The following is a 12,993-nucleotide window of genomic DNA, read 5'->3' on the forward strand; positions in this document are numbered from 1 at the left end:
GTGCCTTAAGTTCGCGGTGTGAACCGCTCTCTCTCTGGCGCTTTATTAATATACTTATTTCGCAAGGGCTTGTCAAGCGTTTTGCGAAAATAATTTTGACTTTTTTTTGAAGCCATGCACCGTATGGGTTTCGGGTGTTCCTTCCGGCTCCCATATCCGATCGCCCCATCTGCTTTAACGCCAGAACCTGCTTTTTTACCCCCATCTCGTTTTTGACAGCCGTCTGTAGAATACTTCAGAGGTGGATATAATTGGATTTAGTCAGAGCTACTAAGACTTTGGTTACGGTGTCAGCCCGATCGCACCCTGTTCACCACAGCACTAGGTGATTGGTCAATCTGATTCATATATATATGAGTAGTGCCTGCATTCGTTGTACTTGACTCAGGGAGATTGGGGTATGCGATCGGATCGATCGCCCACCTGCAAGTCCTAGCCCCACACAAATCCATCGCCCGCAACTACAATCTCCTTAATTACAGCCACCCCCAAACATTTTCAGTTAGACCATTTATCAGCCTTTGAGATTCGATCGCGGGTTAGTCTCCTCAACATCTACATCTAAAAAGTGCAAGTGAGTCTCGGACTCAGTATTGGCAGCAATCACCAAACCTGTGCTGCCCCAAGGGGCGATCGCCCGAGGTGAGGCAGGGCCACTAAAATTGCCTACTTGAATCCCTTGACTGTTTAACACTGCTATCTGCCCCCCAGCATCTGCCAACACCCATCCCCACTTAGTTACACAAGCAGACACAGGCAAACTTTCAAGAGGAATTCGCGCTAGCTTGAGCGGCCACAATTTCATCGACAACACAGCGGCTTTACCACCTTGGGGAATTCCCAGCAAGGTATAAGGCTCAGGTGTCAACAACATCTGTCCGACGCTGGCAGACAACTTTACAGAACCCACTGATGTGCCACGGCGAGTGTAAACTCTAAAAATAGTTTGGGGATTTTTTGGTTCGTTGTCTGGCCAAACGGCTAAAACGTGTCGTCGATCCAAAAACGTTAATTCTGGTAAATAGTGTTCCGGTAACGCCACAGTAGCGATCGGCTTTAGGGCTTTTTCTCGATCGCCCGCAGTGCTATTGTCAGCTAAAGCATAAAAACGCAGTTCGCCGGGAACAGCTACTGTCAACCAGCGACCCTGAGAATCAATAGCAGCTTTAAAAGCATCTGCACCTTGCCTTAAACCCATATCCATTAGGCACTGAGGCTCTGAGGAGCCGTCGCCCTGCCAGTAAAGTTTTTGCTGAGTGAGAACGCAGCAGCCGTGGGAAGCAGGTAAAATGCCACGCACAATTTCCGGCATTAATATAGAAGTCGGCATTTCTTCTGTTGTAACTGCGTGTTGTCCCGGCTGACACCAAACCTTCACCTCTTTACCTATAGAAGCGTAGAGATACTTTTCCGTGGCAATTAAAGCAGTCAGCGGTGCAGGAAGTATTAGCGGTTTTGGCTGCAAAACCGAATAACGAACAGTCCGAAGTAAATTAATAGCCGGCTGTGATGATTTTTCCTCTTCGACTTCCAGCGCAGAGTCAGTGTCCGACTTCAGGCTTTTAGCGTTGTTGGTTGTGGGGTTTTCCCAAGGAACAATGCAGTCGCCCAATTGCCTGACAGCGGGGTCGTACATGATCAGTCGCAGAGCTTGAGCCATTTGGGAAGCACTGGCAAAACGGCGGGCCGGCAGCTTTTCCAAAGATTTTTTGACTATTGCTTGCAACGGTTCGGGGATGGCGTCGGGAAGTTGCAAGCGTTGATTCAGGTGCGCCCACCTCAAGTCTCCGGGGGCTCCGCCGAAAGGGCGGTAGCCCATGAGCAACTCAAACAGCAAAATTCCCACTGCATATATATCTGACATGGGGGAATAAAGACCGTAAAACCGCTCTGGGGCCATGTAAGCGGGGGAACCTACGGTAGCGTCAGGAGAAATTTCTTGGTGGAGGCGAGTTGTACCGATTTCTGGAAGTCGGCGGGCGATGCCAAAGTCAGATAGCCTCGGCGACCAACCTTTGGAGCCTAGAGTGAGGAGGATATTTTCGGGTTTGATGTCGCAATGAACTACGCCTCGGCGGTGGGCGTAGTCTAAGCCTGCTAAAAGTTCCATGACTAGCTGTAAACCTTCGAGCAGTCGCAAGGGACGGTCTTGTTTGAGCAGGTTACGGAGAGTTCCTCCCTCGCAGTAGTCCATAACCAAGTATCTGCCTGTGGCTGTGTGTTCGAGAGCTCGGCAGGTGACAATGTTGGGGTGCTGTAAGGTGATCAGAAACCACAGCTCTCTTAAAAATTCGCTAGTTGGGGCTTTTTGATGGCTGAGTTCTTTGAGAGCAACCAGTTGGCTGGTGAGGCGGGAGTCCTTGGCGGGAGTTTCTCGAACGCTGGCACAAAAAACTCGACCAAATTGCCCTTGTCCGACTAGCCCTAAAATACGGTACTTAGAATGTTGCATCGGTCTAATTATAGAAAAAGCTTGAGCTAGTATTAAAATATGTAAAGAATGCTGACAAAAATTCAATTTTTTGAATCGATCGCCAGGTACTGCTATGTTATCTCAGGTTCATTCTCAGCCTCCGAGGAGCGATCGCACGGTCGCACCTACCAAAATCCTTGAGTTTCGCAGTCAGTATCAATCTTGCCGGATTCGGGTGCCGGATCTGGAACTGCCTGTGGCTGCTATTTTAGTTGATTGTGAGTATTACAGTTTTTTCAAAGCCGTCCAAGAACCATCGAAGGTTTTAGCCATCGTGGCTAAGTTGGCGAATAGGGGTGACTCAACAGCGATTACCAAAACAGCTAGCGGTTATGCAATCTGGGTTAGAGAGCCAGAAGTTGATGCTGTCGTCAAGCCATCTTAGCTTTTTTGAGTGTTAGCCAAATTTTTTTGGCTTTGAATATGTCGATCGCACTTGCATACTGAACTTGACAGGATGAAAAATCAATATGGTTAAAATTATTAGACTCGATCCAATTGCCGAGGAAATGGCAGTGGAAACCCGATCGAATATCCTGGCTGCCTTACTTTCCAAAGACTTAGACGTTCTTAAGGAATGCGGGGGGCGAGGAATGTGCGCTACCTGCCACGTTTACATTAAAGAGGGCATGGAAGGTTTGTCTGACATGAACCGCCGCGAGAGGAGGACGCTGGAGGTCATTACTACAGCGGCATCCAATTCGCGACTTGCTTGTCAGGCTCAAATTATGGGCGAGGGTGTCGTTGTACAGATACCTGCCGGGATGTACATTAATGCTATTGAAAATGTGGAAGCTCTGATCGGTCGCCGAGCTCAGCAAGATTTGTTACACCCAATTACGGGTCAAGTAGTTGTAGAATCGGGAAAGTTAATTACTCGTTCGATCGTTACACAGCTTAATGAAACCCGCTTCCAAGTAGGACAATATTTAGTTCGTACTAAAGAAGCTTAAAACTGATATGTTTGTATTTTAGTAGTTGAGAAAAATCTATGTTGAGCCAACTTGCGCGTTTGAGCACGGAAGCAGACGGACGCTACGCCACTGCCGAAGAGCTGCAATTTTTGAAAGACTACTTTCAGTCTTTAAATCACCGGATGAGCGCTTATAAAAAACTTCAAGCCTCTGAAAAAGAAATTATTCGGCAGGTGGAAGCACAAATGCAGTCTATCGACCCTAGTTTATATCGCCGCGGTTCTCAAGATCTGACTGAAAAGTGCCGTGGAGATGGTGTGCGGGTATTGAGGCATTCGGCGGCAGCACTGTTGATTAATGATACTGAACGGTTGCGCGATCGGCTGCTGCTTTGGTTGCAAAGTATTTTAGGCGCTGTTCACAGTCGTAATAGTTCGACCGTGACCTACGATGTCATGAAAAAGGTAATAAAACAATATCTGACTGCTGAAGAAGTCAGCTTATTTTTTCCGATTCTCGACATCAACCGCACTATAGTCGGTAAATAATCAAGGAAAGTCATACCATTTTCGAGCGGGAATGACTGATTACAGAAATGCTTGGAGCAAGGGGCAACGGTTGTATTGTTTTAGCGGACTGGTATCGCATTAACCGTGATAGATTTTGCCGTTAGGAAGAATGGCTCCAAGCAAGTTAACTCCCCCCAAATCCGCCTCACTCAGAATGGCTCCGCGGAGGTTTGCTCCTGTCAAGTCAGCTTTCCGCAAATTGGCTTTACTGAGGTTAGCTTTGCTCAAGTCAATTTCACGCAGGCAAGAATTAGAAAGGTTGGCATTGATCAGGTATGCCCCGCTCAAGTTGGCTTTGCTGAGGTTGGCTCCACTCAAGTTAGCTTCCATCAAATAAGCACCGCTGAAATTGGCTTCGTTCAACAATGCCTCTGCCATATTAATTCCGGTTAAAAGTTTGCGGCTCAAGTCTACACCGCCCAAATCTGCCCCGCTGAGGTTGATACCGCTTAAGTGGCAGCCATTCAAAGTAATCTTTCTGAGGTAGGTTTTGCTCATATCTGCTTTGCACAAATTTGCTCTGTCCAAGCAAGCTTCGCTGAGATCTGATTCGCTCAAACACGCGCTGTTTAAATAAGCTTGAGTGAGGTTAGTTCGCCTGAGGTTAGCTTTGCTGAGGTTGGCTTTGCTGAGTTCGGCACGGGTTAAGTTGGCTCCGGCTAGGTTGGCTTTGGACAATTCGGCTCCGGTGAGCTGTGCGTCGCTCAAGTCTGCCTCTTTGAGACTTGCTAGAGTCAAGTCTGCATCTTTCAAGTTTGCGCCGTTGAGATTGGCTTTAATCAGATAGGCTTTACTTAGATTTGCTTCGCTCAGAACGGCTTTGGTGAGGTTTGCTGCGCTCATATCTGCACCTATGAGATTTGCCTTGGGGAGAATTGCTCCTGTTAGGTTTGCCCAATTCAGGTGAGCTCCCGCTAGGTTGGCGTCGGTGAGATTGGCGTCGGTGAGATTGGCTCCGCTGAGACTTGCTGCCATGAGGTTGGCGCCGGTCAGATTGGCTCCGCTGAGGTCGGCTTTGCTGAGGTTGGCTCGGCTCAGATGGGCTTTTGTGAGGTCGGCTTGACTGAGGTTAGCACCGATTAAGTATGGTCTGTGCTGGTGTTCGTTAAGATTGTCCAAACGTAGAGTTGGGGCATCGCTGGAACGGTATAAATCGATCGGACTCAACACAATGCCGCGCAAGTTGGCCTGTCTAAAATCTCTTTCGCCGGCTGCATATCGATTTAGAAGTTCATTGGCGTCCATTAAGTTTGAGAAAAAAGTTTGAGGTTGTGATTGTTTTTAAATTTTATGAGTTTCTAACAATACTGACAGTTTTTTGAACTGTTATGTAACGTTTTTTTGGCGTTAAACTTCAAGAGTAATTTTTTATCTTGTTAGGCTCCACCACTGATATTAAAAAAAATATCGAGTTCCAGCAGTTGCCTCGATAGGACTTTGAGCATTAAAATTAGCCAAAATTATGTCCGGAGTATTGTTCTAAGGTAAATCATGAATTGTCTAGGTGCGAGTTGTAGTCCAATAAGTAACCTGACACAATTAATTACACAAAAAATGCTCGGGAATTACTACTTGGGAAGCTTTGCGAGCATCGCAGTGTAATTAATCTTGTCCAACTACTTAAGCTTGGGTTAAAAAGATAATTTTTATGCCTGCACCTGTTGTTACTTGAGAACCCAAGAAAGTCTTGGTGATTGCTTTCATAACATATCGCTCCCGAAGGGAGCGGGGACAGCAATGAAACGCTTAGCTAACCCAAGCTTATTGAGTTACAGTCAAACTTTTTTGAAATAGCTAGAGCCATTTTTTAAACTCTGTAGATTTTTGATAATTTAACTGTCTGTAATGTTCGATCGTCGGGTGGATAAAATAGCCGCCCAATAACCTAGCTGATAGCTATTAACAATAAACTAATAGCTGTTACACGAGTCAGTTTTTTTGGCAAAGCTGACTGATAATAGCTTCATGAGCTTGTCCTTCTTCGACCATAGAATCTGCCGGTTGGAGGCGATCGCGCAGTCCTAAAATAAAGCGGTTGCAGTCCGAACCCAAGGATTCGCAGGAGGTTTGCAGGCAGTGGAGTTCCCGACCTGTAAGCTGACTAAAGAAGGAACTTAAGATGCCTGCTTCTAAATAACAGGCCGGCCGCTTCGACTTGGGAGCTGTTTTAGCAAAAAGAGAGTTACCAATCTTTACTATTAAAAATCCCTGTTCGGAATAGCTGGGGTCAAATTCAAATTTTCCCCATCCGTGAGTTTTCCAGCACTGTTGCAAGGACTGAATAAATTCTACCATTTCCATTTCGGAAACTGGCTGGCCGTAGTATTCGCTGACTTCTTCGCAAAAGCGCACGTAGAAGTTTTTCCCCCACCAACGACCGCAGTTGAAAAGCACGAGGCGGGCGGCTTGGCCTGTTTCTTGTTCTAAGCCGATATAAATGGCTTGAATCAGTGTTTCTGGGAGGGCTATGAGCCGATCGCCCCGGCGGTTTTCGAGCAGGCCTAGTTCGAGGTCGCCTCGGACGTAGGCATCGCTGGCAAAGTAGTTTCCAGGGAGGCGGGGCTGTTTGAGCAAGTCGGCAATATTAATCATCGGTAATCGGCAATGGGGACGTGGAAGGAAGACGGAAGAGGTTAATTATTATCGATGTAGGAAATTTGGATTTGGCAATTGATTGTTTGTAAAAAAGGAGTTATGAGGGTTAAGTTTAAAATTAAATTTATTACTTATAACTCATAATTTATGGTTCCTGAATTACATTTTTTAAAGTATTACCTGTTGCCTATTCTTTATTGCCTTGGTCAACAATCATTGATTTTGCTTGGTCAAAGAATGGTTGCAATAATGCTCTTGCTTGCTCGGAAAGCAGTTCTTTTAAACGAGTTTGCAACATATTGCAAACAGTTGCTTCGATTTTTTGAGTTTGGTGGGCTTCGACTATACCGGAAACCCAGTCGAGAAGTCGCTGTTCGAGAAAATCTCGATCGTTCAGCAGCATGGCCATGGCGCAGTAACGCAAGACTAAAACCCAGTGTTTGAGCGATCGTTCTAAGTTTTCTTCTTTTTCGTCGGGGAATTTTTCTTGTAGCTTGTTGGCTATTGGTTGGAAGATGCTTGCTTCCTTCTCTCGCAAAAATTCGTAAATTTTCAAGCGCTGGGCGAGGATTGCAGCTTGACGCTTAAAGGCTATGAGTTCTTCGCCTTTTAGAAAGCGGGTTTCTGCCTGATCCAGCAGGGCCTCAATCTCAGGGTGCATGATTTTAATTAATTGGTAATCGGTAATTGATAAAAGGAAGTCAGTTGACAGTTGACAGTTGACAGTTGACAGTTGGCAGTTGGCAGTTGGTAATAGTTTTCGTAATTACCACCAATAACAAATAACAACTAACCAATATTAACTATTGGCCATTTCCAATTCCCCACGCAGATTAAAAGAGGTCGAATAGATCGTCAATGGTGACTTCGGCAGGTTCAGAAATAGAAATTGCTGGCAAGGGTGGCGGTAGGGGTAGGGCGCCTACTTCGGGAATTCCTTCCCAAGAAATAGCTTGAAAAAAGTCTGCTACCGATCGCGTTAAACTCAGCGCTTGACCTGAAGTCGAGCCATTTTGGGTTTCTAAAGGTTGTCCCAGCCAATTATAGTGACCAAAGAAGTCTTGGACAGACTTACCCAACCATGAAGTTTGACTTTTCATCTTTCTTCCTGCCTGGAGATACCCACCATCGGTCGCTATGCGTGCGATCGCGAAATTGGTGGGAGGAAAGGCAGGGCAGAGGATGTGCCTTTCCAGGTTGTTTACCGCAATATTTCACCGTGTTGCAGTCGATTTTGAATATCGCGGGCGTTGGCACCTTCGTTGAGCCAGAATGCTGCTGCATCAATTTTGTCTGGGTTGCCGAGGAGGAATTTACAATAGGTTTCTCCCATTGAGTAACATTGGAGTTCTATGCAACTGAGAGGCTTTTTGACTAGAGCTCCGAAGAAACCGGCGAACAAACCGGCGTATAGGTGACAAACTGGTTTGCCTACGTCGCCCAAAGTTCGAGCAACTGCTGAGTCAAATAGGTTGATGAAGATGCAGCCATGTTTGCGATCGCTCATGTCAACTTCCCAGCGACCCCAACCTTGAGCAGTGAAAGGCCACCACCAAGTTTCTAGCAGGAACATCAGATTCGACTGGCGAATGTTCTGGCTGAATTCGGCGCTAAACCATTTTTGAAAAAATTCGGAATCTTGCAGCCCCCACTGGCAACCAATAGTATACATGATGACAGAGGACGCCGGGCCTACTTCTTCTTCGAGTCCCTCCACTAAACCGATGATGAAGTCTTCGCTGGTAAAAATGTTGCGGGACTTATTCCAGTCGTTAATTGTACCAAACTCGCGATCGAAGGCAAAAAAATCCTGAAACCTATAATGGTTGTGAGTTTTAGGATGCTTTTGCTTCAATAGCGATTCCCTGTGGGTGGATATTTCTTTTGGGGCGGTAGAGACCATTGGCGCTTTACTCCTGTTTGGTGTAGTTTGCTGAAAATTAGTTCACATAGAACAAATCAACTGACCTGTGTATTCAATTTAACGTCATTTTATGAATGCAGGCAGAGGGTATAATTTTTGACTGCAATATAGTAGGAGTATCAGATACTTCAGTTCTGCCTTCGGACAACTACTTATCTGACTAAGGAGGCGAAAGTCGTTTTAACGTTAAACGGCGATGTGTTATCGTTTTGTGCAAGCTTGACCATCGAATCCAACCCTGGTTCGCCGAGGCGTCAGCAGCCACAAACAGAAAGAAGAACGATCGAGGTAAGCGGACTAAGCGAAAGTCGCTCTACCGAGATGCTAAAGCACCGGAAGGTCGGTTGGCTACCAAAACAGCAGCAGCGATGGTAGCATGAGCTGCATACCGTTTCTTTCAAACGTTGAAGCATCAAGCATCTAAACGTGGATGTATTGTAGTAGACGTAATGGAAGAATATAGATCTAAAAGCTGTTGAAAGTGTGGACAGAGCCACACAAAATTACCAGGTAACAAACAATTTGTTGCCCCTGAATGCGGTCACGCAATTGGTCGTGAGATAAATGGCGCCTTTAACATTTTGTTAAAGCCTTTGAGAGATACCTCCGCGTAGTCGTGAGATTGCATCTTACCACATCGCGCCATACACAGTAGAGGCTGATTGCCAGCCTCTACTGGGTTAAATGTATCTGTCCACTATATATATAGGGCATATGGGATGAAACATCACGCTTGTATTGCAATAGGCATCAATCAATATCAGTTACTCCAGCCTTTGAGTTATGCACAAGAGGATGCAGAGGCACTTTACGGTTTTTTGACTGAGGAGGCTGGTTTTGCGCCGGATGGATGTCTGTTGATGACGGATAGCTCGCCGTCGCTGTGGGGTCAATCTACGTATCCGAATCGGGAAAATATTCTGAAATTGACCGAAAGCCTCTGCGCGGAACATTTACAACACGGAGATTTACTTTGGTGTTTTTTCAGCGGCTACGGTGTCAGCTATGAAGGTAAGGATTATTTGATGCCTGTTGATGGCAATCCGGCTGACATTCAGGGTACGGGGATTCCGGTAGAGTTGCTGTTGAATACTCTGAAAAATGCTCCTACGGAAACGGTGTTGGTGCTGGTGGATATGAACCGCAGCCAGACAGTGAAGGCGGGGGAAACGATCGGCACTCAAACGGCAGAGCTGGCCCGGGAACTGGAAATCCCGACGGTGCTTTCTTGCCGCCCGAATCAAGTTTCGCGCGAAACTTCTGCTCTGCGTCAAGGATTTTTTACGACGGCGCTTTTAGAGGGGCTGCGATCGGGACAGTGCATGACGCTTAAGGGTTTAGACCGTTTCTTGAGCGATCGGCTACCGGAGCTGTGCGACCACCATTTGCGTCCCAAACAAGAACCTTTGATGGTGGTGAATCCTCCTGGAAAGGCTCATTTGGTGATTTTGCCTGATGCTGCTGGGGTGCCGACTTCTGCATTGGCCGGACGCAACGGCAATATGACGGTTGCGATGGCTGATGGGATCGATCGCCCGCAAATGGCTGTGGCTACTGCTCAAATGGAGGTGCCCGAGGCAACTCGCAACGCGGTTGATGCCTCGGTTGAGAGGACTCCTGTGTCGCAGCCGAATGCTGTCAGACCAGGAAGCGGTGGGGGGGGCGATCGACCGAACTCGCAACAGCCCGAGGATACGGATAACGGGGGATCGGATAAGTCATTTTTACAGCAGTTAGTTTTGTGGAGTGGAGCTACCGCTTTGGTGCTGCTGTTGGGTGTTTTTCTGACGAACAAATCGATTTTTATCGGTCAGCAGGAAGGAGATTCTCGATCGCCTGCTGAGAATGCCCAAAACCCCGGGACTCAAAAATCTGCTGGTGGTGGAGTGGCGCAGAACCAACCGCGCGCGGTACAAGCAGCGACTGATAGCAAGCAGCCTCCCTCAAGCCAGCAGGTGTGGGCTGAGGCAAAAACTTTCCTCAAGGATGGTTCTGCTTCTAGTTTTAATAGAGCGGTGGTTAAGGCTCGAACGATTCCGCCTAGCGATCCGCTCTACCCGCAGGCTCAGCAGGATATTGAGCGCTGGAGTTTGGTGATTTTGGATATTGCTAACGGGCGGGCTGCTAGGGGCAATTTCTCCGGGGCGATCGGCGCGGCTAAATTAATGCCTGATGTGAATCAAGCGGTTTACAATCAGTCGAAACAGGCGATCGTTCAGTGGGAGGAGCTATCCAAAGAGCAGGATGTCAATGCTGCTTTGCTATCGGCGGCTGCGAGTCAAATTAAGCGGGGGGCTGCCTCTTCCTACAGTAAAGGCATCCAGCAAGCGAATAAAATTCAGCCCGGTCAGCCAAAGCATGAAGAAGCTCAGCAGTTGATTGGAGAGTGGAGCGGAGCTATTCTCAAAATTGCTCAGTTGCGTGCCTCTCAAGGAAAGTTGAAAGAGGCAGTTGAAGCTGCTTCGCTGGTGCCGTCGGGTACTAAGAGTTATGAGCCGGCTCAAAAGGCGATCGCCAATTGGAAAACTAAGCTGCAACGCCAGAAAAAAGGTTGATTTAGTTAATGATTTTCCGGTTTACCACCGGGAAATTATCTTAGCTAGGGGGTCAAGATAGGTATAGCAATCCATACCTCTTGATAGTGCAAGAAGATAACGACACATCGAGCGTATTAAACAATAATATCATGGACTATTTCCCCTTCGCAGAGCCAGCGAGAGGGGATTTTATATGCTATCAGGTCGATGCCTTTTGCGAAACTAAAACATATTGTAGATGCGTGTTAATCAATATTTATCGTGTACGTCCAATATTTCCAAAACCTCCATAGACCAGCCTCTCCAGACTCAAAAGCCAGGTTTGTTTTTACCGCAATGATGGCTGTAACGATGGTTTTATGAAAAAATGATTGATGCCAAAATCCTCAATAAGTCAGCTTAAATCTAAAATTATTTTTTTATTTTGGCATTAATTGCTTCTGTTTTGCTGTAATTCGATACTTACTCTTAAGTTTAGGAACTAGCAAATTCCGCCATATATAACTGCTATTGACTACCAAATGCGAAGGTGAAATCGGGATTTTAAAGATTGAGGGTGTGGGTATTGCCGTATTGATTTGTTTGACCCATCTTTTTGGCTGTTAGGAGCGAGTGACGGATGGGAAAAAATTGAAAATTGTGCTGTTTTTAAATTATTAGAATTAATCACTCTGTTATAAATTATACAAAATTAGCCGCAACTCGCAATTGTCGTCGGTGTGCGATCGTCCCCAATGAATTTAGAAAACAAATTCATCGCCACAGAGAGCAAAATGTATCGACTCAGAAGTTCCGAGTCTTAGTTGGTGCGGACATCATAAAGCTGCCTTAATTAACACAAATCATGGCTTTGGAAGAATAGCCAAAAAATATATCATCTATAAACAAGAATTAACACTTGCTCGCTTATGGTAGCCCCCGTAACAATACGTATGCCTAAAGTTATAGTCCACAGCAAGGCATATGCGGGGATCTAAATCAATAGGGTGAGGTGGTAGTGTCTGGGTGTTAAGAGGGGCGATGTAAGAGGAATTTTTGGCGATCGATCCCTTCCCTATGGGGGAGGCTAAAACGTAAGAAGGCAAGGATCGGGAGACTGTGGTGAATTTTTTGAGTCCCAGAGAGTAGCGTTAGCACTAAACTCTGCATTATTGTAGGAAGCTAGGTAAATTTGTAACAGTTCTTAACTATGGAAAATTCTGTCAAAACTGCTAGCATGGTGACACTTTTGCTAGCAAAAACAGATAAAGTAAATAAAGTTGGCTAGCTCTAGAGGCCCCGATCCCCATCCCGGGGATCTTGAATCAATTGGATTCGTACCAAGTGGTTTTAGAGTTACAATTGGAACCAAAGCATCGCTATTTAACTGAGTTCTTTAGTTACTTTTACTTTCTGCTATGAACGTGGATTTTATCAAAGCCCAAGTCAGGTTGCTACAGGGTGCAAGTTCATCGGAGCGAGAAACCCTTATTAAAAACATCGGCGTCTGTGCTGGCGTGATCAGACCCGGAGAGTACGTGACTCCACAGCGGAAGCACGCCATCACTCTCTGGCTGCAAACAAATGCAGTGCGACTCCGGCTGCCCCAACTTCCTCTAGATTTATCGGGCCACAAGCCTTCACACGGAAGTAATTAAGGGGCAGCGACAGAATCACATTAATTAGTCAATCTTGTCTAAAAGTGCTTTTTTGTTGAACCCTACAGGGTCAATGAGACACAATTCGGATTGAAAAAATGTTTGTAGGGAGAGTTGAACCCGAAAAATGCCTGCGGATCGGAAGCGGCCCACCGCTTTGGCAGACACAGGAAGTGAGCGTCAAACCTGCTCTAAAAGTAGATTTGAGTAAGTTTCGCAGAACGGGGTTATTGTCCACAACTAAAACCTGGGTTATTTGCTTTTAGATTTGAGATTCAAGATTGAGTTCGTGCTGGATAAATTTGCTATTTGTCGATCGGCTGAAAAATCAACCCTATCGAATA

13 protein-coding genes and 1 pseudogene are annotated in these 12,993 nt (G+C 46.2%); 7 read left to right on the forward strand and 7 right to left on the reverse strand.

The genetic code is table 11. From position 1 onward, the window contains the following. Positions 1-290: 290 nt before the first annotated feature. Entirely contained in the window at positions 291-452 is a 162-nt protein-coding gene (locus tag JGK07_RS28385; RefSeq protein WP_293187092.1) for a hypothetical protein, read from the reverse strand. A 62-nt stretch (positions 453-514) separates the two neighbouring features. Then, a complete protein-coding gene (locus tag JGK07_RS28390; protein ID WP_293225507.1) occupies positions 515-2,452 on the reverse strand; it encodes a serine/threonine-protein kinase in 1,938 nt (645 codons plus the stop codon). 94 nt (positions 2,453-2,546) lie between these two features. On the opposite strand from JGK07_RS28390, the gene JGK07_RS28395 reads away from it, so the two are divergent. From JGK07_RS28395 to JGK07_RS28405, 3 genes are all read left to right on the forward strand, one after another. Further along, a complete protein-coding gene (locus JGK07_RS28395; protein WP_293187094.1) occupies positions 2,547-2,858 on the forward strand; it encodes a hypothetical protein in 312 nt (103 codons plus the stop codon). 85 nt (positions 2,859-2,943) lie between these two features. Then, positions 2,944-3,426, forward strand: a complete 483-nt coding sequence (locus JGK07_RS28400) for a 2Fe-2S iron-sulfur cluster-binding protein (protein WP_293187095.1) — start codon at positions 2,944-2,946, stop codon at positions 3,424-3,426. A gap of 38 nt (positions 3,427-3,464) precedes the next feature. Beyond that, positions 3,465-3,935 (forward strand): phycobilisome protein, encoded by a 471-nt coding sequence (locus JGK07_RS28405; protein WP_293225509.1) that lies wholly within the window; start codon positions 3,465-3,467, stop codon positions 3,933-3,935. Between the two features lie 99 nt (positions 3,936-4,034). On the opposite strand, the gene JGK07_RS28410 is transcribed toward JGK07_RS28405, so the two are convergent. The 5 genes from JGK07_RS28410 to JGK07_RS28430 form a co-directional block, all read right to left on the reverse strand. Then, entirely contained in the window at positions 4,035-5,201 is a 1,167-nt protein-coding gene (locus JGK07_RS28410) for a pentapeptide repeat-containing protein (RefSeq protein WP_293192603.1), read from the reverse strand. A gap of 684 nt (positions 5,202-5,885) precedes the next feature. Beyond that, the gene (locus JGK07_RS28415; protein WP_293185472.1) at positions 5,886-6,548 is read right to left on the reverse strand and encodes a V4R domain-containing protein; all 663 of its coding nucleotides are present in this window, start codon (positions 6,546-6,548) and stop codon (positions 5,886-5,888) included. Positions 6,549-6,738: 190 nt separating this feature from the next. Then, positions 6,739-7,212: a phycobilisome protein gene (locus JGK07_RS28420; RefSeq protein ID WP_293185471.1), complete on the reverse strand. Its 474-nt coding sequence runs from the start codon at positions 7,210-7,212 to the stop codon at positions 6,739-6,741. 172 nt (positions 7,213-7,384) lie between these two features. Further along, positions 7,385-7,651 (reverse strand): hypothetical protein, encoded by a 267-nt coding sequence (locus JGK07_RS28425; RefSeq protein WP_293185469.1) that lies wholly within the window; start codon positions 7,649-7,651, stop codon positions 7,385-7,387. 101 nt (positions 7,652-7,752) lie between these two features. Further along, complete coding sequence (locus JGK07_RS28430) at positions 7,753-8,454, reverse strand: V4R domain-containing protein (protein WP_293185466.1); 702 nt, start codon at positions 8,452-8,454, stop codon at positions 7,753-7,755. A 230-nt stretch (positions 8,455-8,684) separates the two neighbouring features. Here JGK07_RS28430 and JGK07_RS28435 point away from each other — a divergent pair, with 230 nt between their 5' ends. The 4 genes and pseudogenes from JGK07_RS28435 (at position 8,685) to JGK07_RS28450 (ending at position 12,649) form a co-directional block, all read left to right on the forward strand. Further along, positions 8,685-8,855, forward strand: coding sequence for a hypothetical protein (locus JGK07_RS28435; protein ID WP_293185464.1), 171 nt, complete (start codon positions 8,685-8,687; stop codon positions 8,853-8,855). Positions 8,856-8,966: 111 nt separating this feature from the next. Continuing rightward, positions 8,967-9,089 (forward strand): annotated as a pseudogene (locus JGK07_RS28440) (hypothetical protein); the annotation flags it as partial. 105 nt (positions 9,090-9,194) lie between these two features. After that, positions 9,195-11,030 (forward strand): caspase family protein, encoded by a 1,836-nt coding sequence (locus JGK07_RS28445; RefSeq protein ID WP_293185462.1) that lies wholly within the window; start codon positions 9,195-9,197, stop codon positions 11,028-11,030. 1,379 nt (positions 11,031-12,409) lie between these two features. Next, entirely contained in the window at positions 12,410-12,649 is a 240-nt protein-coding gene (locus JGK07_RS28450; RefSeq protein WP_293148907.1) for a hypothetical protein, read from the forward strand. Positions 12,650-12,993: the final 344 nt, after the last annotated feature.

Source organism: Microcoleus sp. PH2017_24_DOB_U_A, from assembly GCF_020738205.1.
Classification (GTDB): Bacteria; Cyanobacteriota; Cyanobacteriia; order Cyanobacteriales; family Microcoleaceae; genus Microcoleus.